At 73.6% G+C, this 22,376-nt stretch carries 23 protein-coding genes and 1 tRNA gene; 16 read left to right on the forward strand and 8 right to left on the reverse strand.

The window, feature by feature from the left end:
* Positions 1–42: 42 nt before the first annotated feature.
* A complete protein-coding gene (locus ACGFI2_RS19135) occupies positions 43–921 on the reverse strand; it encodes a 3'(2'),5'-bisphosphate nucleotidase CysQ (protein WP_393518562.1) in 879 nt (292 codons plus the stop codon).
* A gap of 195 nt (positions 922–1,116) precedes the next feature.
* On the opposite strand from ACGFI2_RS19135, the gene ACGFI2_RS19140 reads away from it, so the two are divergent.
* Positions 1,117–2,211, forward strand: coding sequence for a PLP-dependent aminotransferase family protein (locus ACGFI2_RS19140; RefSeq protein WP_393518565.1), 1,095 nt, complete (start codon positions 1,117–1,119; stop codon positions 2,209–2,211).
* A gap of 313 nt (positions 2,212–2,524) precedes the next feature.
* Positions 2,525–3,673, forward strand: a complete 1,149-nt coding sequence (gene corA / locus ACGFI2_RS19145; protein WP_393518567.1) for a magnesium/cobalt transporter CorA — start codon at positions 2,525–2,527, stop codon at positions 3,671–3,673.
* An 87-nt stretch (positions 3,674–3,760) separates the two neighbouring features.
* On the opposite strand, the gene ACGFI2_RS19150 is transcribed toward corA, so the two are convergent.
* On the reverse strand, positions 3,761–4,582 hold the full coding sequence (locus tag ACGFI2_RS19150; protein ID WP_393518570.1) for a hypothetical protein: 822 nt from the start codon (positions 4,580–4,582) through the stop codon (positions 3,761–3,763).
* 84 nt (positions 4,583–4,666) lie between these two features.
* On the opposite strand from ACGFI2_RS19150, the gene ACGFI2_RS19155 reads away from it, so the two are divergent.
* Both ACGFI2_RS19155 and ACGFI2_RS19160 read left to right on the forward strand, forming a co-directional pair.
* The gene (locus tag ACGFI2_RS19155; protein WP_393518573.1) at positions 4,667–5,197 is read left to right on the forward strand and encodes a peptidylprolyl isomerase; all 531 of its coding nucleotides are present in this window, start codon (positions 4,667–4,669) and stop codon (positions 5,195–5,197) included.
* A 25-nt stretch (positions 5,198–5,222) separates the two neighbouring features.
* Positions 5,223–6,164, forward strand: coding sequence for a rhomboid family intramembrane serine protease (locus tag ACGFI2_RS19160; protein WP_393518576.1), 942 nt, complete (start codon positions 5,223–5,225; stop codon positions 6,162–6,164).
* A 67-nt stretch (positions 6,165–6,231) separates the two neighbouring features.
* Here the strand turns inward: ACGFI2_RS19160 and ACGFI2_RS19165 are convergent, their stop codons facing one another.
* The gene (locus ACGFI2_RS19165) at positions 6,232–6,675 is read right to left on the reverse strand and encodes a PH domain-containing protein (RefSeq protein WP_393518579.1); all 444 of its coding nucleotides are present in this window, start codon (positions 6,673–6,675) and stop codon (positions 6,232–6,234) included.
* Between the two features lie 99 nt (positions 6,676–6,774).
* On the opposite strand from ACGFI2_RS19165, the gene ACGFI2_RS19170 reads away from it, so the two are divergent.
* The 6 genes from ACGFI2_RS19170 to ACGFI2_RS19195 all read left to right on the forward strand — a co-directional run bounded on the left by ACGFI2_RS19170 (position 6,775) and on the right by ACGFI2_RS19195 (position 12,201).
* On the forward strand, positions 6,775–7,947 hold the full coding sequence (locus tag ACGFI2_RS19170) for a thiolase family protein (RefSeq protein ID WP_393518581.1): 1,173 nt from the start codon (positions 6,775–6,777) through the stop codon (positions 7,945–7,947).
* Between the two features lie 103 nt (positions 7,948–8,050).
* On the forward strand, positions 8,051–8,563 hold the full coding sequence (locus ACGFI2_RS19175) for a hypothetical protein (RefSeq protein ID WP_393518584.1): 513 nt from the start codon (positions 8,051–8,053) through the stop codon (positions 8,561–8,563).
* 69 nt (positions 8,564–8,632) lie between these two features.
* Positions 8,633–9,319 (forward strand): response regulator, encoded by a 687-nt coding sequence (locus tag ACGFI2_RS19180; protein ID WP_393518587.1) that lies wholly within the window; start codon positions 8,633–8,635, stop codon positions 9,317–9,319.
* Complete coding sequence (locus ACGFI2_RS19185; protein ID WP_393518590.1) at positions 9,312–10,754, forward strand: sensor histidine kinase; 1,443 nt, start codon at positions 9,312–9,314, stop codon at positions 10,752–10,754. The genes ACGFI2_RS19180 and ACGFI2_RS19185 overlap by 8 nt, the downstream gene beginning before the upstream one ends.
* Positions 10,755–10,811: 57 nt before the next feature.
* Complete coding sequence (locus ACGFI2_RS19190; RefSeq protein WP_393518593.1) at positions 10,812–11,414, forward strand: hypothetical protein; 603 nt, start codon at positions 10,812–10,814, stop codon at positions 11,412–11,414.
* 79 nt (positions 11,415–11,493) lie between these two features.
* Complete coding sequence (locus ACGFI2_RS19195; protein WP_393518596.1) at positions 11,494–12,201, forward strand: glycosyltransferase family 2 protein; 708 nt, start codon at positions 11,494–11,496, stop codon at positions 12,199–12,201.
* A gap of 90 nt (positions 12,202–12,291) precedes the next feature.
* Here ACGFI2_RS19195 and ACGFI2_RS19200 read toward each other — a convergent pair whose 3' ends face one another.
* Positions 12,292–13,173 (reverse strand): transketolase family protein, encoded by an 882-nt coding sequence (locus tag ACGFI2_RS19200; RefSeq protein WP_393518785.1) that lies wholly within the window; start codon positions 13,171–13,173, stop codon positions 12,292–12,294.
* Between the two features lie 10 nt (positions 13,174–13,183).
* The gene (locus ACGFI2_RS19205) at positions 13,184–13,867 is read right to left on the reverse strand and encodes a transketolase (RefSeq protein ID WP_393518599.1); all 684 of its coding nucleotides are present in this window, start codon (positions 13,865–13,867) and stop codon (positions 13,184–13,186) included.
* A gap of 46 nt (positions 13,868–13,913) precedes the next feature.
* On the opposite strand from ACGFI2_RS19205, the gene soxR reads away from it, so the two are divergent.
* A complete protein-coding gene (gene soxR / locus ACGFI2_RS19210) occupies positions 13,914–14,357 on the forward strand; it encodes a redox-sensitive transcriptional activator SoxR (protein ID WP_393518602.1) in 444 nt (147 codons plus the stop codon).
* A gap of 4 nt (positions 14,358–14,361) precedes the next feature.
* On the opposite strand, the gene ACGFI2_RS19215 is transcribed toward soxR, so the two are convergent.
* On the reverse strand, positions 14,362–15,336 hold the full coding sequence (locus ACGFI2_RS19215; RefSeq protein ID WP_393518605.1) for an NAD(P)H-quinone oxidoreductase: 975 nt from the start codon (positions 15,334–15,336) through the stop codon (positions 14,362–14,364).
* Positions 15,337–15,408: 72 nt separating this feature from the next.
* Between ACGFI2_RS19215 and ACGFI2_RS19220 the strand changes: the two genes are divergently transcribed.
* From ACGFI2_RS19220 to ACGFI2_RS19230, 3 genes are all read left to right on the forward strand, one after another.
* A tRNA-Ser gene (locus ACGFI2_RS19220) sits at positions 15,409–15,495 on the forward strand.
* 50 nt (positions 15,496–15,545) lie between these two features.
* On the forward strand, positions 15,546–16,196 hold the full coding sequence (locus tag ACGFI2_RS19225) for a DNA alkylation repair protein (RefSeq protein ID WP_393518788.1): 651 nt from the start codon (positions 15,546–15,548) through the stop codon (positions 16,194–16,196).
* A 42-nt stretch (positions 16,197–16,238) separates the two neighbouring features.
* Positions 16,239–16,772, forward strand: a complete 534-nt coding sequence (locus tag ACGFI2_RS19230) for a YbhB/YbcL family Raf kinase inhibitor-like protein (RefSeq protein ID WP_393518608.1) — start codon at positions 16,239–16,241, stop codon at positions 16,770–16,772.
* Between the two features lie 87 nt (positions 16,773–16,859).
* Here ACGFI2_RS19230 and ACGFI2_RS19235 read toward each other — a convergent pair whose 3' ends face one another.
* Positions 16,860–17,564, reverse strand: coding sequence for a class I SAM-dependent methyltransferase (locus tag ACGFI2_RS19235; protein WP_393518611.1), 705 nt, complete (start codon positions 17,562–17,564; stop codon positions 16,860–16,862).
* Between the two features lie 208 nt (positions 17,565–17,772).
* Between ACGFI2_RS19235 and ACGFI2_RS19240 the strand changes: the two genes are divergently transcribed.
* Positions 17,773–19,542, forward strand: a complete 1,770-nt coding sequence (locus ACGFI2_RS19240; protein WP_393518614.1) for a hypothetical protein — start codon at positions 17,773–17,775, stop codon at positions 19,540–19,542.
* A gap of 40 nt (positions 19,543–19,582) precedes the next feature.
* On the opposite strand, the gene ACGFI2_RS19245 is transcribed toward ACGFI2_RS19240, so the two are convergent.
* The gene (locus ACGFI2_RS19245; protein WP_393518791.1) at positions 19,583–20,365 is read right to left on the reverse strand and encodes an IucA/IucC family C-terminal-domain containing protein; all 783 of its coding nucleotides are present in this window, start codon (positions 20,363–20,365) and stop codon (positions 19,583–19,585) included.
* A 316-nt stretch (positions 20,366–20,681) separates the two neighbouring features.
* On the opposite strand from ACGFI2_RS19245, the gene ACGFI2_RS19250 reads away from it, so the two are divergent.
* On the forward strand, positions 20,682–22,214 hold the full coding sequence (locus tag ACGFI2_RS19250) for a peptide deformylase (protein WP_393518794.1): 1,533 nt from the start codon (positions 20,682–20,684) through the stop codon (positions 22,212–22,214).
* Positions 22,215–22,376: the final 162 nt, after the last annotated feature.

Below are 22,376 nucleotides of genomic sequence, written 5' to 3' on the forward strand. Positions count from 1 at the left end.
GACAATATCCCTCGTTCACCCTGGCCGTACGTACCGTCACTCTCAACCGAACGCCTCACCCCGCTCACCGGTGACGGCCGAAGCGGGCATCTCGACCCCGGTACGCGAGATCGCGTCGAGCAACCGGTCCGCCAGTTCGGGGCGGCAGACCAGCAGATCGGGCAGGCGCGGGTCGGCGCGGTTGTAGCGCAGCGGTGACCCGTCGATGCGGGACGCGTGCATGCCCGCGCCCAGCGCCACGGCCACCGGCGCGGCACTGTCCCACTCGTACTGGCCGCCCGCGTGGACGTACGCGTCGACCTCGCCGGTCACCACCGCGCAGACCTTGACCCCGGCCGATCCCATCGGCACGGCCCGGGCGCCCAGCAACTCGACCAGCTCGCCGACGAACGCCGGCGGGCGGCTGCGGCTCACCGCGATCCGGATCGGCCCGTCGGTCGCCTTCGGCGTCGGGCAGGTGGTGCCGAGGACGACCGGCTCACCGTCCACCGTGGTGCGCGCCGGCATGCCGACCGCGCCGGCGACCAGCGCGCCGTCCGGCGCGGCGGAGCGCTGCCAGAGCGCCACGTGCACCGCCCAGTCGTCCCGCCCCGCCTCGGAGAACTCGCGGGTGCCGTCCAGCGGGTCGATGATCCAGACCCGGTCCGCCTCGTGCCGGGGCGCGCGCTCGCCGTCGGCCCAGGCCCGGCGCGAGTCGGCCTCCTCCTCGGAGAGCACCGCGTCGGCCGGGCGCCACCGGGCCAGCGCCGCGGTCATCAGCTCGTGCGACGCGCGGTCGCCGGCGTCCTTGAGCGCCTTCGGGTCGGCGTGACCCTGCCGTTCCCGCAGCGCGGTGAGCGCGACTCCGGCCTCGGTGGCCAGCCACTGGGCGAACCGCTGGTCGTCGAGTCGTACCGTCTCGTCCTCGGTCACGAGCCCCATCCCTGTCTCGCGGGTCTGCCGACCCGTCATCCTTCGGCGGCCGGCCCTGTCGGCGCCACCGTCCGGTCGGATCGTAGACAGCCGCGAGTCGTTCTCGGTTCTCCGTCGGCCCTGGTGGACGCCGGCGACCGCCCGCATGTTGAACTTCGCGTGTATGCCGGTCGGACCCGCCGGGCCAGGCCCTAGGCTCTGCGCATGACCGCCGAGCAGCTGATCTCCTTCGCCCGTGGGGCTCCCTCGCTGGACATCGTCGATGTCGAGGGGCTCAAGGCCGCCGCCGTCCGCGCCTTCGACGCCGACCCCGCCGGGGTCACGGCGTACGGCACCTCCGTCGGCTACCCGCCCCTGCGGAAGTGGATCGCCGAGAAGCACGGCGTCGAGGCCGACCAGGTGCTGGTCACCAACGGCTCGCTGCAGGCCGACGCGTTCCTCTTCGACCACCTGGTCCGCCGGGGCGACGCGGTGGTCGTCGAGCGCCCGACGTACGACCGCACGCTGCTCAACCTGCAGCAGATGGGCGGCGAGGTGCACGGCGTGACGATCCAGCCGGACGGTCTGGACACGGCCGAGCTGCGCAAGTTGCTGGAGTCCGGGGTCCGGCCGCGGCTGGCTCACGTGATCCCGAACTACCAGAACCCGGCCGGCGTGACCCTCTCCCTCGAGAAGCGTCGTGAGCTGCTGGACCTGGCCGCCGAGTACGAGTTCACGATCTTCGAGGACGACCCGTACGCGGACATCCGCTTCCGGGGCGAGCCGCTGCCCTCGATGCTGTCGATGGACGGCCGGGGCGTGGTGGTGCACGCGTCCAGCTTCACCAAGACGGTCTGCCCGGGTGTCCGGGTGGGTTACCTGGTGGGCCCGGCGGAGCTGATCGCGGCGATCGCCAAGCGGGCCACCAACCTCTACATCTCGCCGGGCATGGTGGCGCAGGCCATCGTGCACCAGTTCTGCGTCTCGGGTGCGATCGAGCGGTCGATCGGCACGGTCCGCACCGCGCTGGGCGAGCGGGCCGGGGTGCTGGCCGAATCGCTGCGCCGGCACATCCCGGAGGCCCGGTTCGTGGAGCCGGACGGTGGCTACTTCCTCTGGGTGGAGCTGCCGGAGGACGTGGAGGTCGACCGGCTGGCGCCGGCCGCGGCCGAGCGTGGCGTCGCGGTGGTGAAGGGCAGCGACTTCATGGTCGACGGCGGCCGGCACGCGCTGCGGTTGGCGTACTCCGCGGTGACGGCGGACCGGATCGACGAGGGCGTCCGCCGCCTCGCCGAGGCGATGGCGGCCGTGCGCGGCTGATTTTTCTGTCGGCTTTCCGACAGAAAGGCATCGAAGGTCGGCCCGGCTCTCCCGCCGGGCCGACCTTCGCCCCACAATGCTGCGAGCGTCGCTCACCTTTCCGGCCGGCGAGCCGTCCGGCCGGGCGGCGGCGCGTCCAGCATCACTCCCGCCCCCAAGGGTGCCGGGTGGGCCGTGTCGCCCCTCACCCCCCTGACGCGGCCGGCCCGCCCGGCGCCACCCACGTGACGTCCCTCGCGCCCGCCGCCGCCCGCCGTGCCCGCTCCCCGCGGCGTAGCCTGCAAGCCGCAGCTTCGTGGAGAGGGGGCGAGAGATGACGGACCGGGTGGCACGCGAGCGAACCGCCGGTCAGCACGGCGACCGGACGGTCCGGCCCCGCGCCTGGGCGGCCCCGGTACGCGCCATGTCCCGCATCCTCAACGCCGACGGATCCCCGCGGACGCCGCAACCCGCCAGCCCCGGGCGCAGCGGGATCGTCGACTGCGGGCTCTACGTCGACGGCGAGCGCCGACCGGGTCGCCCGCAGTACGCCGACGCCCTGGCCGCCGCCCGCCAGGAGCGCGACGGATTCGTCTGGCTCGGCCTGCACGAGCCTGACCTGACCGAGATGACCGAGATCGCCGCCACGTTCGGCCTGCACGAACTGGCCGTGGAGGACGCGGTCAAGGCCGAGCAGCGGCCGAAGCTGGAGCACTTCGGGGAGATCGTCTTCCTGGTGCTGCGCACCGCACGCTACTGCGAGCACACCGAGCTGACCGAGAACTCCGAGGTGGTGGAGACCGGCCAGGTGATGCTCTTCATCGGGCCGAACTTCGTGATCAGCGTGCGGCACGGGGACGCCTGCCGGCTGTCGCCGGTGCGCGCCGACCTGGAGGCGAAGCGGGACCTGTTGCGGCAGGGGCCGTGGGCCGTCGCGTACGCGATCACCGACCGGGTGGTCGACCTCTACCTGGAGGTCGCCGACCGGCTGGAGGACGACCTCGACGTGCTGGAGGCGGACGTCTTCGACCGCCAGAGCAGCGGCCGGATCCAGCGGATCTACCAGATGAAGCGGGAACTGGTCGAGTTCAAGCGGGCGGTGGCGCCGTTGCAGCGGCCGCTGCTCACCCTCACCTCCCAGGCCAATCGCGCGGTGCCGCAGGAGGTGCGGCGCTACTTCCGGGACGTGCAGGACCACCTCAGCCGCACGGTCGAGCAGGTCAACTCCTACGACGACCTGCTCAACTCGATCCTCCAGGCCCGGCTGGCCCAGGTCACCGTCGACCAGAACAACGACATGCGCAAGATCGCCGCCTGGGCCGCGATCGGTGCGGTGTGGACGGCGATCGCCGGCATCTACGGCATGAACTTCGACAACATGCCCGAGCTGAAGTGGACGTACGGCTATCCGGGCATCTGGGCCGTGAACCTGACCCTGTCGTTCGTCCTCTACCGCTGGTTCCGCCGCAACGGCTGGCTCTGACCGGGGCGCCGGCCGGTCCGGGCACGGAAGCGCCGGCCACGCGGGACGAGCCCGCGCGCCGGCGCTGCTCCGACGGCCGTGACCGGCTCAGCGGCGACCGCTGGCCTTGGCGGCGCTCCGGCCGTTCTGCGCGGCCTTGGTGATGTCGTCGGCCGGGCGGCCGGAGACGTCCCGGGCGCCCTCGGCGACCGAGGGGACCTGGCTGTTCGGGTGGATCACCGGGTCGGCGCCGGGCGCGGTGGTCGACGCGCTGCTGCCGTCGGCCACGGCCGAGCTGCCGGCGCCGGTCGGGCCGGCCTGGGTGACCTTCGCGGTCGCGTCCGGCGTCTCCACCACGATCGTGTCCACGTCCTCCCGCATCGGCTCCAACGTGTCGTGGCCCGTGGGGGCGACCGCGCCGGTCGGGTCGTACTCGGCCCACTCCTGCTGCTCGCGGCGGCGGCGCATGGCCATCGCCCCGGCCAGGCCGGCGATCGTGCCGGCGATCAGCAGGCCGGTGGTCATCCCCCGCGACCTGCGCTGCTTCTTCTTTCCAGCCTTCATGCTCTTCGCCTTTTTGTTCATCGCGGACTGCTTCGCCGCCACGGCCTTGCGGCCGGTCAGCGCCTTGCCCGCGGCCTCGACCCGGACGTTGCGCACGGCCAGGAGCACCGGCGCGAGCGCGGCGGCGCTCGACGCGACGCCGCTTGACGCGCGGTCCCGGACCAGGACCGCGGTGGGTGCGACCGCGACCCGGGCTGCCTGGACCCGCGGGCCGACCGTGGCGCCGGCGCCCTTCGCCGCGTACGAGGCGGCCTGCCTCAGGTGACCGATGCCCTGGTTCAACTCGGCCTTGGCGAGCTGGCCCTGGGTCTTTCGCCGCCCGATTCCAAACACGGTCCCACCTCCTGGGAGTTGTTCCTTCGTCATCCTCCACCTTCGGATGCCTCCGCATGGCCAGATCGGGCACATGGGAGGATCCGCAAGGAACTGACCAACGAGTGAGGAGTACCCGTGGCCGAGGCTGTCTACGCCACCCTGCACACCAACGCCGGCCCGATCCGGCTGGAGCTCTTCCCGAACCACGCGCCGAAGACCGTCCGGAACTTCGTGGAGCTGGCCGAGGGCAACCGGGAGTACACCGACCCGCGGACCGGTCAGCCGGGCAGCGGGCCGTACTACGACGGCACCATCTCGCACCGCGTGATCAGCGGTTTCATGGTTCAGATGGGCGACCCGACCGGCACCGGTCGCGGTGGCCCGGGCTACAAGTTCGCCGACGAGTTCCACCCCGAGCTGCGCTTCGACCGGCCGTACCTGCTGGCCATGGCGAACGCCGGGCCGGGCACGAACGGCTCGCAGTTCTTCATCACGGTGTCGCCGACGCCACACCTGAACAACCGGCACACCATCTTCGGTCAGGTCGCCGACGAGCAGTCGGTGAAGGTGGTCGACTCGATCGCGAACACCCCCACCGGGCCGAGCGACCGGCCGCTGCAGGACGTGGTGATCGAGCGGGTCGAGATCGAGCGGCAGCAGTCCTGAGCGTCTCGCGGGTACCTTTGCTCGCATGACTGAGCGCTCCGGGCAGGCAGGCGACGCCACCGAGGGGCCGGTGCCGACCACTCCGGTCTGTTACCGGCACCCCGATCGGGAGACCTACCTCCGGTGCACCCGCTGTGACCGGCCGATCTGTCCCGAGTGCATGCGCGACGCCTCGGTCGGGCACCAGTGCCCGGAGTGCGTCGCCGAGGGGCGCCGCAGCGTGCGGCCGGCGCGTACCGCCTTCGGTGGCGGTGCCGCCGGCCGCGCGGGCTACGTGACGAAGGTCCTGATCGGCCTGAACGTGCTGATGATGGTGCTCTCCGTCATCTCGGCCCGCAGCGGGTCCGCGGTGGCCGGCGGTGGCCTCGGCGGCCTGATGGGTCAGTCCACCCCGCTGACCGACTGGGGCGGCGTGATCGGCCTGGCGATCCTTCCCGACCACACGCTCGGCGGGGTGGCTGACGGCCAGTGGTACCGGTTGGTCACCGCGATGTTCCTGCACTTCGGCGTGCTGCACCTGCTGTTGAACATGTGGGCGCTCTGGGTGCTCGGCCGGACGCTGGAGGCGGTGCTCGGGCCGCTGCGGTTCCTCGCGCTCTATCTGATCGCCGGGCTCGGCGGCAACGTCGCGGCCTACGTCTTCACCGCGCCGAACCGGTCCACCGCCGGCGCGTCGACCGCCATCTTCGGCCTGTTCGCGGCGATCTTCGTGGTGATGCGCCGGCTGGGCCGGGACACCTCGGCGATCGTGCCGATCCTGGTGATCAACCTGATCTTCACGTTCACCGTGCCGAGCATCTCGGTGGCCGGGCACCTCGGCGGGCTGGTGGTCGGCGCCGTGATGGCGCTGGTCCTGGCGTACGCGCCACGGATGCGGCGGACCGTGTTCCAGGTCGCCGGCGGCGCGATCGTGCTGGTCGCCCTGATCGGGCTGGTCCTGGTCCGCACGGCCGCGCTGACCGGCTGACGGCCGCCCGTTGCGACACGCCCGGACCGCCGCGTCGCCGGGCCGCGGTGACGCGGGGGCATCCGCGTCAGGGGCGGGAGCCGGCGGCGGCCCGGGCGGCGGTGAGCGTGGCCGCCACCTCCTCCAGTGGCGCGTCCAGGTCGCGGCGGCCGAACAGGTGCAGCGACTCGCCCGCGTCGATCTCCAGCGTCTCGGCGGTCATCCCGCGACGGCTGCGCCGGTCCAGCCGGATCGCCTCCACCGCCGCCCAGGGCAGCCGGCGCCGGCCGGCGTACCCGCGGATCACGGTGAGCCCCTCCGGGTCGACGGCGAGCCGGGCCGGCGCGACGAGGTCGCGCAGCGCCCAGGCGAGCAGCGCGGCGGCGGCCAGCCCGGCGAGCGCGGGGCGGACCGGGTCGCCGGCGGCGAGGAGCAGGCCCAGCGCGCCCAGAGCGAGCGCGCCCAGTGCCTTGACGACCGGTTGCGCTCTCGGCACCCGCCACTGCGCGGCCGAGGACGGCTCTGGATCCATCCGCCCAGCATGCCAGTCGCGGCGGCCGGACGGCGGGGGAGGACGACCGGTCGGGTCAGCACGTAGGATCGGGGGAAGCGAGGTTACCGGGGAGTAGACATGAGTGACGCGGTCATCGTCGGTGCGGTACGGACCCCGGTCGGGCGGCGCAAGGGCAGCCTGGCCGGTGTGCACCCGGTCGATCTGTCGGCGCACGTGCTGCGTGCCCTGGCCGAGCGCACCGGTATCGATCCCGGTCAGGTCGACGACGTGGTGTGGGGTTGCGTGTCGCAGGTCGGCGAGCAGTCCTGGAACGTGGCCCGCAACGCCGTGCTGGCCGCCGGCTGGCCCGAGTCGGTCCCCGGCACCACGCTCGACCGGCAGTGCGGGTCGAGCCAGCAGGCGCTGCACTTCGCCGCCGCCACCGTCCTCTCCGGGCAGGCCGACCTGGTCGTCGCCGGCGGCGTCGAGTCGATGACCCGGGTGCCGATGGGTTCCAGCGTGGCCGGCGGGATGCCGTTCAGCGCGGCGATCCTGGAGCGCTACCGCGGGGTCGAGGGCGTCGCCGAGGACTCGCCGCTGCCGTTCAACCAGGGCGTCGGGGCGGAGCTGATCGCCGAGCGGTGGCGCTTCTCGCGCACCCAGCTGGACGAGTTCGCGCTGGCCAGCCACGAGAAGGCGGCCGCCGCGCAGGACGCCGGCGCGTTCGACCCCGAGCTGGCCCCGGTGGCGCTCGCCGACGGCGGCAAGTTCGCCGCCGACGAGGGCATCCGCCGGGACACGTCGCTGGCCAAGCTCGGCGAGCTGGCCACCCCGTTCCGCGCCGGCGGCGTGGTCACCGCCGGGTCCGCGTCGCAGATCTCCGACGGCGCCGCCGCGCTGGCGGTGACCACCGCCGAGTGGGCCAGCCGGCACGGCCTGCGCCCGCTGGCCCGGGTGCACACCGCCGTGGTCGCCGCCGACGACCCGGTCGCCATGCTCACCGCCCCCATCCCGGCCACCGCGAAGGCGCTGCGCCGCGCGGGGCTGGGCATCGAGGAGATCGGGGTGTACGAGGTGAACGAGGCGTTCGCCCCGGTGCCGCTGGCCTGGCTGGCCGAGACGGAGGCCGACCCGGAGCGGCTCAACCCGAGGGGCGGGGCGATCGCGCTCGGCCACCCGCTCGGCGGGTCCGGCGCGCGGATCATGACCACGATGCTCCAGCACATGCGGGACAACGGCATCCGCTACGGCCTGCAGACCATGTGCGAGGGCGGCGGCATGGCCAACGCGACGATCGTCGAGTTGCTCTGAGCGGAGCCGGATGTCGCACCGCGGGTGCGATTTGCACGGATGGAAGTTCCAGAAATCGGGCGTGACCCATATCACCCCAGGTCAGCCGCTCGTTGGACCGTGCATGGACGTGTTCTCGCGAACGTTCCTCCCGGCCGCCGCCGAGACCGGCCTGGCGACCCAGACCGCCACCCGGCACATGCCGGTGTTCCGCCGGTGCGTCGGCTCCGGCGACGCCACCATCCTGGTCACCCGGTGCAGCCGGCCGGACCACCCGGTCGGCGGCGAATACCTGATGCTCCTCACCCACCGCCGGCTGGTGGTGACCCGGCAGACCCGGGTGCTGCACCGGCTGCGCCTGCACCTCAACACCGAGCTGCGCGAGCTGAGCAACGTCACGTGGAGCCCGGACCCGCGATCGCACAGCCTGGAGCTGGCGGCCACCGCCATCGACGGGGCACGCGAGCGCTTCCTCATCCGTACCCACCATCCGAAGCAGGTGTGGCAGCTCGACGCGTTGCTCAACCACGCCTTCCGGACCCGGCTGCGGACGCCTGCGGAACGGCTGGTCGCCACCATCGGTGACCCGCCGGCCGCCACCCGCCCCGCCGTGTTCCGCCCGGCGGCGGCGCACTGACGTTCTCCTTACCGAATCCGAACATCGCCCGTACCGTCTCCGACGCCGGCGGTCGGTCATCATGGGCCGGTGACCGTCGACGCCGCGCAGCGTGGGCTCGTCCTCGTGGTCGAGGACGAGCCGGCCATCGCCGATCTGGTCCGGCTCTACCTGACCCGGGACGGCTTCGGCGTACACCTGGAACGGGACGGCACGGCCGGGCTGGCCGCCGCGCGGCGGCTGCGCCCGGTGGCCTGCGTGCTCGACATCGCGCTGCCCGGCCTCGCCGGCACCGAGATCTGCCGGCGGCTGCGCGCGGCGGACGACTGGACGCCTGTCATCTTCCTCACCGCGCGCGACGACGAGGTGGACCGCGTGGTCGGCCTGGAGCTGGGCGCGGACGACTACGTCACCAAGCCGTTCAGCCCGCGCGAACTGGTCGCCAGGGTGCGGGCGGTGCTGCGTCGCAGCGCCGGCACACCGGCCGAGCAGCCACGGGTGCTCGGCGCGGTCACCCTCGACCCGGTCCGGCGGGCGGTGACCGCCGGCGGGGCTCCGGTGCAGCTCACCTCCACCGAGTTCGACCTGCTCGCCCACCTGATGGCCCGTCCCGGCCGGGTGTTCACCCGGGAGGAGCTGCTGGCCGCCGTCTGGGGCTACGCGGCGCACGGCGGCACCCGGACCGTCGACGTGCACGTGGCGCAGGTCCGGGCCAAGCTCGGCCCGGCCGGCGTGATCCGCACCCACCGTGGCGTCGGGTACGCGGCCGATGCCTGAGCAGCCCACCATGGCGCTGCCGGTCGTCGGCGCCGGCGCGCCGCCCGTTCGCCGCCGGCCCGGCCACACCCTGACCGCCCGCGCGGTGCTGGTCACCTGCGCGGTGGCGCTGGTGTCGGTGCTGGTCACCGCGCTGGTCGCGGTGCCGCTGGCGGTGCGCGGCGCGGAACGGCGCGACCAGGACGCGCTGGCCGCCCAGGCCCGGCTCGCCGCCGACGTGCTGCGAGTCCGGTCGGTGCGGCAACGCGACGGCGCCGGGGACCGGCTCATCCGGCAGCTCCGCCAGCAGCGGGTCGACGTGTACGTGGTCCGGGGCGGCCAGGTGGACCGGCGTGGGCTGCCCGCGCCGCTCGTCGCCCGGGTCGCCGCCGGCGGAAACGTATCCGGCCGGCGACTCGTCGACGGGGAACGCCGACTGGTCGAGGCGCGGGCGCTGCCCGGCGGCGACGGGGTGGTGCTCACCCGGGCGGTCACCACCGGCCCCTGGCGGCAGGTGCTGCGCGGGCTGTGGCTGCCGCTGCTCGCCGGCCTCGCCGCCGGGGCCGCGGCCGGGCTGCTGCTCGCCCGCCGGCTGGCCCGGCCGATCCGCACCGCGGCCGACGCCGCCGCCCGGCTCCGCGCCGGTGACCGGGCGGTCCGGGTGCCGGTCGAGCCACCCGACGAGGTCGCCGACCTGGCCTACGCGCTCAACGGGCTGGCCGCCGCGCTCGCCACCAGCGAGGGCCGGCAGCGTGAGTTCCTGCTCTCGGTCTCGCACGAGCTGCGCACCCCGCTCACCGCCATCCGCGGTTACGCCGAGGCGCTGGCCGACGGCGTGCTCGACGCGGACGCGGTCCCGGCGACCGGCCGGACCGTGCTCGCCGAGGCGGAGCACCTGGACCGGCTGGTCAGCGACCTGCTGGCGCTGGCCCGCCTGGAGGCCGCCGACTTCCCGCTGGAGCCGGGACCGGTGGACCTGACCCGACTCGCCGCCGACGCCGAGCGCACCTGGTCGGACCGGTGCGCGGCGGTCGGGGTGCCGTTCCGGGTCGAGACGCCGGGCGCGCCGGTCCCGGCGTACACCGATCCGGGCCGGATCCGGCAGGTGGTGGACGGGCTGCTGGAGAACGCGCTGCGGGTCGTACCCCCGGGTGCGCCGGTGGTGCTCGCGGTCCGGCCGGCCGGCGCGGGCCCGGCGGCCGGCGGTGTCCTGGAGGTCCGGGACGGCGGGCCCGGCTTCACCGACGACGACCTGGCGGTGGCGTTCGAGCGGGGTGCGCTGCACCAGCGGTACCGGGGGGTGCGCAAGGTGGGCAGCGGGCTCGGGCTGGCGCTCGCCGCCGGCCTGGTCCGCCGGCTGGGCGGGGACATCGCCGCCGGGCACGCCCCGGAGGGCGGCGCGGCGTTCACCGTCCGGCTGCCCGGAGACCCTTACCTGACTCGAACATCGGCCTGACGGTCCGCTCGCGCGGGTGGGGAACGCTGACGTCACCACCGAACGAGAGGAACCCACGTGACACGTCAGCGGATCGTCACCGGCGCCACCGCACTGCTCGCCGCCGCGGCGCTCGGCCTCGCCGGGTGCGGGGCGGCCCAGGTCGGCGCGGACCAGGCCCGGGAGAGCGCGGTCGAGGTGGCCGCCGCGATGGGCGTGGACGGGCAGGCCCTCGCCGCGCTCGGCGTCGACGCCACCGACCTGGACGTCGACCCGGTCGCCGCGCCCGCCCCGTCCGCCTCCGGCGCGCCGGAGCAGCGGGCCGGCGAGCGCAAGGGCGACCGGGCGCAGGAGTGGCGCAAGCGACACCGCGCCCGGGTGCTGCTGCGCAAGAACACGCTGCACGGCGAGGTGGTGGTGCAGACCAAGGAGAACGGGACGAAGACCGTCGCGGTCCAACGCGGCAAGGTCACCGCCATCGACGACAAGTCGGTGACCGTCAAGTCCGCCGACGGGTTCACCATGACCTGGACGTTCGACGAGAAGCTGCGGGTGGTCGAGCGCCGCGCCACGATCCGGGCGACCGACGTGAAGGTCGGCACCACGGTCGGCGTGGCGGGCACGAAGGACGGCGACCAGGGGATCGCCCGGCTCGTCGTGGTGCCGCGCAAGCAGCAGTAAGGTGGACGGGCTGTCGTGACCTGCCGGATCTGCCAGGCTACGCTATGCCCCGACTTGCCATCGCCTCCGTGGAGAACCCGTGAAGCTCTCGATCCTCATGCCGGTCTACAACGAGGAAGATCGTGTCGCGGACGCGCTCAAGCAGGCACTGGCGGTCGACTACCCGTGCGAGATCGAGCTGGTCGTGGTGGACGACGGCAGCCGGGACGGCACCGGTGAGGTGCTCGGCCGGGTCGACGACGCCCGCCTGCGGGTGATCACCCACCAGCGCAACGCCGGCAAGGGCGCGGCCATCAAGACCGCCGTCGACAACGCCGACGGTGAATACATGGTCATTCTCGACGCCGACCTGGAATACGACCCGCAGGACATTCCGCGTCTGCTGGAGCCGGTGCTCGACGGCCGGGCCACCGTGGTCTACGGCAACCGCACCTTCGGCAGCCACAGCTCCTACAGCTTCTGGTACGTGGTGGGCAACAAGGGCGTCACGCTGGCGGCCAACGTGCTCTACAACTCCTACATCGGCGACCTGGAGACCTGTTTCAAGCTGATGCCGCTGGAGCTCTACCGCTCGCTCCAGGTGCGGTCGCGGGGCTTCGGCATGGAGGCCGAGGTCACCGGCAAGCTGCTGCGTCAGCGCATCCGCCCCTACGAGGTGCCGATCAGCTACCGTGCCCGGGGCCGCGAGGAGGGCAAGAAGATCACCTGGAAGGACGGCGTCGAGGCGATCTGGATCCTGGCCCGCGAGCGCACCCGGCGCCGCCCGGCCGGCGCCGCCGCGCGCTGACCCGCACGACCTGAGGACCCCGCACCCCGGCATCCGCCGGGTCGCGGGGTCCCGTCGTCTCCGGGTCAGCGGGTCCCGTCGTCTCCCCGGTCAGGCCGGGTCGAGGAACGCGTCGACCGAGCGGCGCAGCCCGGCCGCGTCCAACCCGTGCCAGCGGTCGTGGTCCTCCGGGCCGCCGTAGCGGCGCAGCTCCGCCCGGCCCACGCCGAGGGCGAGCAGCCGGTGCGGCCGGTCGGCCAGCGCCTCGGCCACCACCCGGGTCGAGGTGCCGGCCAGGTACGGCTCGACCAGGACCACCTCGGCACCGGCCAGCGCACGCAGCCCGGCGGTGTCGAACGGCCGCGGCCGGTGGGTGAAGGCCACGGTCACCGGCCGGTCGGCCACCGCGGCCAGCGCCGCGTCCAGCACCGGCCCGACCGCCACCAGCAGCGGCGCCCCGGGCCCGGCGTCGCGGACCACCCGCAGGTCACCCGCCTCGGGGTACGCGGCCGCGTTGCCCCGGGTGGAGAGCCGCAGGTAGGCCGAGCCCGTCCCGCACACGGCGGCGCGCAGCAGCGGGCGTACCTCGTCGGGGTGGCCCGGCACGTGCACGGTCCACCCGTCGAGCGTGTCGATCAGGGCCACGTCGGCCGGCGCCAGGTGGGTGCGACCGGCCGCCGCCCGGTCGTACGAGCCGCCGATCCCGACCAGCACCGCGCCGACCCCCTGGTGGTCGAGATCCAGCTTGATCTGCTCGTACGCCCGCTCGATCAGGAACGGGGCGTAGCTGTGCACGATCGGTCGCTGCCCGGTCAGCGCGAGCCCGCCGGCCACACCGATCATGAGTTGCTCCCGGATGCCGACGTTTACCACCCGGTCCGGGTGGCGGGCGGCGGCCGGGGCGAACGCGGCGGCGGAGATGTCCGCCAGCACGATCGTGCTCCGGGGGTCCGCCAGCACCTCCTCGGCGCTGGTCACGAACGCGTCCCGCATGGTCATGGCGTCACTCCCCGTCGGTGACGGCCGCGACGACGACGTGCGGCCGGTGGTGGTCGTGCCCGGTGAGGGCGGTGTGCAGGGCGTCGCGGTCGCGGCCGTCGACGGTGACGGCGGTCCACCCGTTGACGGTGAACCGGCTCGCCGCGCCGCCCGGCCAGCCGTGCGTGGCGGAGCCGTTGTCCAGCACGATCGCGGTCAGGTTGCCGAGCCCGGTCGCGCCCGCGTACGCGATCGCCTCGTGGTTGGCGCCCTCGTCCAGTTCCGCGTCGCCCAGCAGCACGTACACCCGGGGTCCGGCGCGTCCCTGGGCCCGCAGGCCGAGCGCGGTGCCCACGCCCAGCCCGAGCCCGTGGCCGAGCGACCCGGAGCCGATCTCGACGCCCGGCACCAGCAGCCGGTCCGGGTGGTCGCCGAGCCGGCTCTCCGGACCGCCCTGGTCGTCCAGCCAGTCGGGCGGTACGAAGCCCCGGGCGGCGAGCAGCGCGTAGTAGCCGGCGACCGCGTGTCCCTTGGAGAGCAGGAACCGGTCCCGGTCGGGGTCGTCCACGGTCGCCGGGGTGATGCGGAGCACCCGGTCGTAGAGGACCTGGAGCACGTCAAGCGTCGAGTACACGTTCGCGCCGAACTCGCGGCCGGCGCGTACCCGGTCCAGCAGCGCGCCCATCTCGGTGGCGGTGGTCGTCGTCATGCCGATAGCCTCGGACCTGAACCGAACTTCACCTCAAGGTCCTGTGATGCACGAGGCAACCCTGACCATCGGCCAGCTCGCCGACCGCAGCGGCGTGGCCCCCTCCGCGCTGCGCTACTACGAGCGGCTCGGCCTGATCCACGCCGCCCGCACCGGCGGCAACCAGCGCCGCTACGCCCGCAGCGAGCTGCGCCGGGTCGCCTTCGTCCGGATCTCCCAGCAGGTCGGCGTGTCACTCGACGAGATCCGGGAGGCGCTGGACTCGCTGCCCTCCGGGCGTACGCCCACCCCGGAGGACTGGGCGGCGCTCTCCCGGGCCTGGCGGGACCGGCTGGACGAGCGGATCCGGCTGCTCGGCAAGCTCCGCGACGACCTGGACGGCTGCATCGGCTGCGGCTGCCTGTCGTTGCAGCGCTGCACGCTCTACAACCCCGGGGACTCGCTGGCCACCGAGGGCCCCGGCGCGCGCCTGGTGCTCCCCCGGGATTGAGGCGTCACCGCACCAGCAGCACCTTGCCCAGGTGGTCGTTGGTCTCCACCAGCCGGTGCGCGTCGGCGGCGTCCGCCATGTCGACCCGCGCGTGCACCACCGGCCGGACCGTGCCGGCCTCCACCAGCGGCCACACCTGCTCGCGTACGCCCCGGGCGATCGCCGCCTTCTCGTCGAGCGGGCGGGACCGTAGCGCGGTCGCGTGCACCGAGGCGCGCTTCGCCAGCAGCATCCCGAGGTCGAGTTCGCCCTTGCGGCCGCCCTGCATGCCGATCACCACGAGCCGCCCGCCGGTGGCCAGCGCCGCCACGTTGCGGGGCAGGTAGGACGCGCCCATGATGTCGAGGATCACGTCCGCGCCGCGCCCGTCGGTCACCCGGCGCACCTCCTCGACGAAGTCCTGCTCCCGGTAGTCGATCGTGTGCGCGGCGCCCAGCTCGCGCAGCCGCTCGTGCTTTGCCCCGCGCGCGGTGACCACCACGGTCGCGCCCAGCGCCACCCCGAGCTGGATCGCGAACGTGCCGATGCCGCTGCCGCCGCCGTGCACCAGCAGCGTGTCCCCCTCGGCCAGCCCGGCCAGGTCCACCACGTTCGACCAGACCGTGCAGGCCACCTCCGGCAACGCGGCGGCGTCGACCAGGTCCACCCCGGCCGGCACCGGCAGCAGCTGCCCGGCCGGGACGGCGACCTGCTCGGCGTAGCCGCCGCCGGCCAGCAACGCGCAGACCTCCTGGCCCACCGACCAGCCGGTCACGCCCGGACCGAGCGCGCGGACCGTCCCCGAGCACTCCAGCCCGGGGTACGCGGGCGCGCCCGGCGGCGGCGGGTAGTGGCCCTGCCGTTGCAGCAGGTCGGCCCGGTTGACCGCGCTGGCCCGCACCTCGACGACCACCTCGCCGGGGCCGGGCTCGGGGTCGGGGACCTCCGCCCAGACGAGTGCCTCGGGTCCGCCGGGTTCCGTGATCGTGATCGCGCGCATGGCTCAGTCTTACCCGATCCCGTGTTCGTGGCAGACTATGCGCGGTCGGGTTCCCCTTCGGGGAGCACGTCGGGAGGGTTCGCCTAGTGGCCGATGGCGCTGGTCTTGAAAACCGGTAAGGCAGCGATGTCTTCGTGGGTTCGAATCCCACACCCTCCGCCCGCAACGCCCAGGAGGCCGAGGTGACGGACGCGGCGTTGGCCGAGGTGATGGCCGAGCTGGCCGCGCTGGAGGACCCGAGGGCCCGCGCGGTCAACGAGAGGCACGGCGACGACCACGGGGTGAACCTGGGCAGGCTGCGGGCGGTCGCGAAGCGGCTGAGGACGCAGCCGGAACTGGCCCGTGAGCTGTGGGCGACCGGTGACAGCGCGGCGCGGCTGCTGGCGCTGCTGATCTGCCGGCCGAAGGCGTTCGGGGCGGACGAGCTGGACGCCATGCTGCGCGAGGCGCGCACCCCCAAGGTGCACGACTGGCTGGTCAACTACGTGGTGAAGAAGAGCCCGCACGCCGAACCGCTGCGGGTGGCCTGGCTCGCCGACCCGGATCTGGTGGTCGCGAGCGCCGGCTGGGCGCTGACCACGGAGCGCGTGGCGAGAAGGCCGGCCGGGCTCGACCTGCCCGGGCTGCTCGACGTCATCGAGGCGGAGCTGCGGGACGCCCCGGACCGCCTCCAGTGGGCGATGAACCACTGCCTGGCCCAGATCGGGATCGAGCACGCCGGGCTCCGGACCCGGGCGATCGCCGTCGGTGAGCGCCTGGCGGTGCTGAAGGACTATCCGACGGCGCCGGGCTGCACGTCCCCGTACGCGCCGGTCTGGATCAACGAGATGGTGCGCCGGCAGCACGACAGCGGGGTATGAAGGGGCGCAGAACATTTTCGCGCACCGGAAGGACCCGTTTCGATGACCCTGGAACGACCGATCGCCCCGGACCCGTACGAGCTGCTGCCGACGGTGCCGTCGTTCGACCTCACCAGTGGCGACGTGCACAACGGCGAGCCGATGGACGCCAGGTACGCGCACGGCAGCGCCGGCGGCGAGAACGTCTCGCCGCACCTGTCCTGGTCGGGCTTCCCGGCGGAGACGAAGAGCTTCGTGGTGACCTGCTTCGACCCGGACGCGCCGACCGGCAGCGGGTTCTGGCACTGGGTGCTGGTGGACGTGCCCACCTCGGTCACCGAGCTGGCCACCGCCGTGCGGGAGGCCGACCTCGGTGGCGCGTTCAGCATCCGCAACGACTACGGCGACACCGGGTACGGCGGCGCCGCGCCGCCGCCGGGGGACCGCCCGCACCGGTACGTCTTCGCGGTGCACGCGGTCGACGTGGAGCGCCTCGACGTGGGCAAGGACGCGAGCCCGGCCTTCGTCGGCTTCAACCTCGCGTTCCACACCCTGGCCCGGGCGGTGATCCGCCCCACGTACCAGGTCAAGGAGTGACTGACGGGTAAGGAGGGGCCCCTTCTCAACACGTGGGTGTGAGAAGGGGCCCCCTCTATACCGGAAGCGTTAAGAAGGGGCCCGGCCTCACACGCGGGCCACGGCGAAGACGGACTGGCCGAACGGGGGGCGCAGCCGCTGCTCGGCGGCCTTGGTGGCGGGCAGCACCAGGGTGTCGTAGACCTTCACCATCGGGCCCTCCTTCGGCATCAGCCGGAAGACCTTGGTGGCCATGAAGTAGCCGATCAGGCCGAGCGCGTTCGCGTAGTGGATCTTCTCGACGGTGAGCCCGGCCTCGGTCATCGCCGCGCCCAGCGTCTTCTTGGTGTAGCGCCGGACGTGGCCGGTCGCGATGTCCGCCGGGCCCATCGCGAACTGGAAGGCCGGCACGATGATGATCACCGCGCCGCCGGGACGGACCAGGTCGCGCATGCTGCGCAGCGCGCCCACGTGGTCGTCGATGTGCTCCAGCACGTTGTACGACACGGCGGCGCTGTAGTCGCCCCGTTCGGTGTGCGGCAGCAACATCTGCCGGACCTCGACGTTGGGGTGCTGGGCCAGCCGCTCCTTGAGCTTGACCAGCCGGTCGGGGTCGGCCTCGGTGGCGGTGATCCGGGGGATCTGCTCGGCCCACTCGAGGGCGTAGTCGCCCAGGCCGCTGCCGATCTCGATGGGGTCGTCACCGAGGTAGGGCACGGCCAGCTCGACGAACCACCGCCGGTGGTTGACCGCCGTGGCCAGGCCTTCGAGTACCTCGGCCTGGACGCGCTGATCCCCAGTGATTTCTGCCATGCGTCGATTCCTCACGATATTACTGACCCGCGCCTGGACCGTCAGAGTCAACCATCTGGATGGCTGGCGGGAAAATCGGGGGCACCGGAGTGGCCGAATTGCGGTCGGGTGGGGCACGTGATCGGCGGTCGGCGAACCCGGCACATAGTACGTGAGTCCCGGAAAAATGTCACGGGGCCGTCATACCTTGACTACGCTCTGAAATGTTATGACTACTCCGCAATCGGACGCGGGCCTACGGCGGGGGCGGCGGACCGACGCTCTCGCCGTGCTCAGCTTCGTGCTGCTGGCGTTCTGGGTGACCGCCCGGCTGTGGATCGACCCGGCGAACGGCGTACGGGACAACCGCACCGATCAGGCGCAATTCGAATGGATGATGGCGCACGGTGCTCGGGTCGTCACGGAATTCGCCTATCCGTTCACCTCGGATCGGATGAATGTGCCCGACGTCGTCAATCTGATGGCGAATACCTCCGTATTATCCATTTCGTTGCCCCTCTCGCCGGTGACGGTGTGGTTCGGGCCGCGTTGGTCGTTCCTCATTTTCCTCACCCTCGGCCTCGCCGCCACCGGAGCCGCCTGGTACTTCCTGCTCTCCCGGGTGGTGACCGGAGCCCGGGGGCCGGCCTGGCTGGGCGCCGGATTCTGCGGGTTCGCGCCGGCCATGGTGTCGCACGCCAACGCCCACCCCAACATCGTCAGCCAGTTCGTGGTGCCGCTGATCGTCTGGCGGACGCTGCGGCTGGCCCGGCCCGGCCGCTGGCTGCGCAACGGGCTGCTGCTCGGCCTGGTGATCGTCTGGCAGGCCTTCCTCAACCTGGAGATCCTGCTGATGACCGCCATCGGCCTCGGCGTGGTGGTGCTGGCGCTCGCGCTCGGCCGGCCGGAGCTGCGCTCGGCGGCCCGACCTTTCGCCGCCGGGCTCGGGGTGGCCGCCGTGGTGGCCGGGGCGCTGCTCGCGTACCCGCTGTACGTGCAGTTCGCCGGCCCCGGCGCCTACTCCGGGCTCTCCACGCTGATCCGGGGCTACTCCACCGACCTCGCCGCCTACCTGGCGTGGTCCCGGGAGTCGGTGGCCGGCGACGCCCGGGGCAGCGAGCCGCTGGTCAAGAACGCCACCGAGGAGAACGCGTTCTTCGGCTGGCCGCTCGTGGTGCTGGTGGTCGCGCTGGTCTGGTGGCTGCGCCGGAACGCGGTGGTGCTCGGGCTGGCCGCGGTCGGGGTGGTGTTCGGCCTCTTCTCGCTCGGCCGGGAGATCCGCTTCGGCGGGCGCGACACCGGCGTGCCCGGTCCGTGGGCCGCGCTGGAGAATCTCCCGGTCCTGCACTCGGTGGTGCCGACCCGCTGGTCGCTCGCGCTCACCCCGATCATCGGCGTGCTGTTGGCGCTCGGCGCCGACCGGGCGCGGCGCCTGGCGCAGCGGCACCCGTCGGCCCGGGGGCAGATCCGGTTCGTCACCGGCACCGTGCTCGCCATGGCGCTGCTGCCGATCCTGCCCACCCCGCTGCCCGCGACGCGCCTGGACCCGACCCCGGCGTTCGTCACCTCCGGGGCGTGGCGGCCCTACGTGGCGGGCGGGCGGAGCATCGTCACGCTCCCGCTGCCCGACACCACGTACGCGGTCCCACTGCGCTGGTCCGCCGAGACGCGGCTGGACATGCCGCTGGCCCGGGGCTACTTCCTCTACCCGGACACCCGGCCGGGCGCCGGCCGGACCGCGCTCTTCACCGCGCCGCCGCGCCCCACCAGCACGTTCTTCGAGACGGTGCGGCGGACCGACGCGGTCCCGCCGATCACCCCGCAGGACCGGGTGGCCGCCGTCGACGACCTGCGTCACTGGCGGGCCGGTGCGGTGATCCTCGACCCCCGGCTGCCCGCGGCCGAGTCGCTGCGCCGGGCGATGACCGAGCTGACCGGGATCACCCCGACCCGCGCCGGCGGGGTCTGGCTCTGGGACGTCCGCCCGCTGGTCGACTGACCACCGGCCGGTCCCGGGCGCCGGTCGGCTCGGCGGGTGCTCAGCCCTGGCGGACGCAGCAGCCCTGGCAGATCTTCGGCCGGGGCAGCGTGAAGGCGAGGCAGCAGGTGCGCCGCTGCACGGTCGGCTCACCGGTCGGGCCGGGCACCAGCTCGACCAGATCGGCCAGGTCGAGCGCGTCGAGCAGCGTGCCGACGGTCGTGGTGGTCGGGCCGGGCAGCGCGTCCGCCGCGCGCAGGATGCCGTGCGCGATGCCGGAGGCCACCGAGCCCAGGAGGGTACGGGTGCCGATCCGGACCTCGCGTTGGATGGCGGTGATCAGCGGGGCGAAGTGGGCGTCGAGCAGCGTCGCGCGGAGCGCGTCGAGCAGCGCCGCCTCGTCGGCGACCACCCGCACGCCCGGCGCGCCGGCCAGCGCCAGCGGGTCGCCGGGCAGCACGGCCACCCCGGTGGAGGCACGCAGGCCCAGGGTGAGCAGCTGGTGATGGTCCTCGAAGTGCACCAGCACGTTCGTGGGGTCGAGCAGCGGCACCCGCCGCGCCGAGGCCCAGCCGAGCACGGCCGGCAGCGCGGTCCAGTAGCTGTAGGACTTCCAGGCCAGCGCGGCGCAGGCGTGCGGGGTGCCGCCCCAGCGTCGCCCGGCGGCGGTCAGGAACTCCGGGAGCAGCGTGCCGTCGATCAGGCGGGCGGCCGGGGCCCAGCGGTCCAGCTCGTCGCGGACCAGCAGGCCGGGCGCGAGCCCGGGCAGGTCGTCGGTGCCGAACATGGCGCGCAGGGTCGCGGTCACCGGGGCGAACGGGGTGGCGACGTCGCGCCCCGGCATCACCGCAGTCACCTGGCCGTCCCCTGTCTGGTCGCCCGTCGGCCGGCGCGTGCCGTCGACCGAAGCTAAGGCTAGCCTAACCACACTCCCCGGCGGAGGGAAGTGGTGCCACGGGCTTCGTAGGGAGGTCCCGCTCACTCCCTCGCCGTCGCGTACTACCCGGCGAGGTGGGCGGAAAACGCCGCCGGGAGCGCCGGCGGACCGCGCAAGCATTGACGTACACCGCTGGATTGTCAAGGTGAGTGTCGAATACGAGGCAGTTTCCGTACACGTTCGGCCACGAAACGTGAAGATGGTCTTCCCGCGTGCGAGGAAGCTGATGACCTCACCGATCGAGCGTGCCGCCGACTCGTTCGCGGCCGAACTCGCCCGGCACCGGACCGGCCGAGGGCTGTCCAAGAAGCAGTTGGCGACGCTGATGGGCTTCGACCCGTCCTACGTCAGCCACGTCGAAGGGCGCCGGCACCGGCCCACCGAGGACTTCGCCCGCCGGGCCGAGGCCGTCCTGGAGGCCAGCGGCGCGATCTGGCAGCGCTTCCGGGAGTACGACGAACTGCGGCACAGCCGAGCCACCGGGACGCACCGGGAGTCGCTCGTCCCCGGCCAGTGGCTGCCCCCCGGCACCGGCCTGGTGGTCGAACGCGAGGTCGCCACGCTCACCCACACCGGCGATGGCTACCACTGCGCGATCCGGCGGGAGCTCTACAACGCCGGGACCGAGCCGGTCACCCGCTACCTGGTCCGGGTCGCCGTCGACCGCTACCCCAACGACCCCGGCCGGTCCAACCGGCACCACCGGGAGCACCCGCTCACGTTCGCCGAGCTGCAACTCACCGCACACCGGGACGACGGCGGCGGGCGCGAGCCGATGCACTGGCGGGCCAAGCACGACCGGGACGCGTTCAAGGAGATCTGGCTGCTCTTCGAGAACGACGAGGGCCGCTTCCCGCTCTACCCGGGCGACCGGGTGACGATCGAGTACGGGTACCGCGTCGGCCGGGACAAGTGGGGCCCCTGGTTCCAGCGGGCCGTACGCCTGCCCACCCGGCACCTCGCGGTGCGGCTCGACCTCCCCGCCGACCTCGACCCAAAGGTGTGGGGCGCGGAGACCTCACTGTCGGCGGAGGAAGGGCCGCTGCGTACCCCGATCCAGCGCACCGCGGCGGACGACCGGGTGATCTACGACTGGGGGACCGACGACCCGCCGTTGAACGCCCGCTACCGGATGCAGTGGCGGTTCCGCAGCCAGGCGTCGGACATCGCACCCGACGCACCGCCCACCGGCGACACCCGGATACGGGCCAGCGACCGGATGCGCGCGGTGGGCATCGTGCAGCGCGGCGACGACGTGCTCCGGCAACCCGCCCGCCAGTTCCACCTGCCGGCCGAGGAACCGCACGCCCGGCAGGTGGTGGAGCGGCTCGCCGGGATGCTGACCCGCCTCGACGAGCTGCACCCGTTCAGCAAGGGCGTCGGCCTCGCCGCGTCGCAGCTCGGCCTGGGCTGGGCCGCCGCGCTGGTCCGCCCCGCCGACCGGACGGCCGAGCCGGTCGTGCTGCTCAACCCCCGGGTGGTCGAGGCCGCCGCGGAGACCGACGAGCAGTACGAGGGCTGCCTCTCCTTCTTCGACCACCGCGGCCTTGTGCCCCGGCCGCTGCGGATCGACGTGGAACACGCCCAGTGGGACGGCAGCCGGGTCATCACGTCCTTCGAGTACGCGATGGCGCGGCTGGTCGCGCACGAGATCGACCACCTGGAGGGGCGGCTCTACGTCGACCGGATGGCGCCCAACGTGCCGCTGGTGCCGGTGGAGGAATACCGCGAGACCGGCACCCCCTGGCGCTACTGACGCGGCTGAGCCGACGGGGGGCCGGGGGGGGGGGGGGGGGGGGGGGGGGGGGGGGGGGGGGGCCCGGGCGGGGGGGGGGGGGGGGCCCCCCCCCCCCGCGGCGGGGCCCGACGCGGGGGACCGGCCGGTCGAGGTGGTGGCCGCCGACGTCACCGACCCGGA

Source organism: Micromonospora sp. NPDC049282 (genome assembly GCF_043197045.1).
Taxonomy (GTDB): domain Bacteria; phylum Actinomycetota; class Actinomycetes; order Mycobacteriales; family Micromonosporaceae; genus Micromonospora.

Excerpts from the sequence above, each read along its gene's own strand:
- ACGFI2_RS19235 (WP_393518611.1), bottom strand. The coding sequence starts at position 17,564 with ATGGCAGAAATCACTGGGGATCAGCGCGTCCAGGCCGAGGTACTCGAA.
- ACGFI2_RS19175 (WP_393518584.1), top strand. The coding sequence starts at position 8,051 with ATGGACGTGTTCTCGCGAACGTTCCTCCCGGCCGCCGCCGAGACCGGC.
- ACGFI2_RS19140 (WP_393518565.1), top strand. The coding sequence starts at position 1,117 with ATGACCGCCGAGCAGCTGATCTCCTTCGCCCGTGGGGCTCCCTCGCTG.
- ACGFI2_RS19170 (WP_393518581.1), top strand. The coding sequence starts at position 6,775 with ATGAGTGACGCGGTCATCGTCGGTGCGGTACGGACCCCGGTCGGGCGG.
- corA (WP_393518567.1), top strand. The coding sequence starts at position 2,525 with ATGACGGACCGGGTGGCACGCGAGCGAACCGCCGGTCAGCACGGCGAC.
- ACGFI2_RS19135 (WP_393518562.1), bottom strand. The coding sequence starts at position 921 with ATGGGGCTCGTGACCGAGGACGAGACGGTACGACTCGACGACCAGCGG.
- ACGFI2_RS19165 (WP_393518579.1), bottom strand. The coding sequence starts at position 6,675 with ATGGATCCAGAGCCGTCCTCGGCCGCGCAGTGGCGGGTGCCGAGAGCG.
- ACGFI2_RS19160 (WP_393518576.1), top strand. The coding sequence starts at position 5,223 with ATGACTGAGCGCTCCGGGCAGGCAGGCGACGCCACCGAGGGGCCGGTG.
- ACGFI2_RS19205 (WP_393518599.1), bottom strand. The coding sequence starts at position 13,867 with ATGACGACGACCACCGCCACCGAGATGGGCGCGCTGCTGGACCGGGTA.
- ACGFI2_RS19200 (WP_393518785.1), bottom strand. The coding sequence starts at position 13,173 with ATGCGGGACGCGTTCGTGACCAGCGCCGAGGAGGTGCTGGCGGACCCC.
- soxR (WP_393518602.1), top strand. The coding sequence starts at position 13,914 with ATGCACGAGGCAACCCTGACCATCGGCCAGCTCGCCGACCGCAGCGGC.
- ACGFI2_RS19245 (WP_393518791.1), bottom strand. The coding sequence starts at position 20,365 with ATGCCGGGGCGCGACGTCGCCACCCCGTTCGCCCCGGTGACCGCGACC.
- ACGFI2_RS19185 (WP_393518590.1), top strand. The coding sequence starts at position 9,312 with ATGCCTGAGCAGCCCACCATGGCGCTGCCGGTCGTCGGCGCCGGCGCG.
- ACGFI2_RS19230 (WP_393518608.1), top strand. The coding sequence starts at position 16,239 with ATGACCCTGGAACGACCGATCGCCCCGGACCCGTACGAGCTGCTGCCG.
- ACGFI2_RS19225 (WP_393518788.1), top strand. The coding sequence starts at position 15,546 with ATGGCCGAGCTGGCCGCGCTGGAGGACCCGAGGGCCCGCGCGGTCAAC.
- ACGFI2_RS19240 (WP_393518614.1), top strand. The coding sequence starts at position 17,773 with ATGACTACTCCGCAATCGGACGCGGGCCTACGGCGGGGGCGGCGGACC.
- ACGFI2_RS19150 (WP_393518570.1), bottom strand. The coding sequence starts at position 4,582 with ATGACGAAGGAACAACTCCCAGGAGGTGGGACCGTGTTTGGAATCGGG.
- ACGFI2_RS19215 (WP_393518605.1), bottom strand. The coding sequence starts at position 15,336 with ATGCGCGCGATCACGATCACGGAACCCGGCGGACCCGAGGCACTCGTC.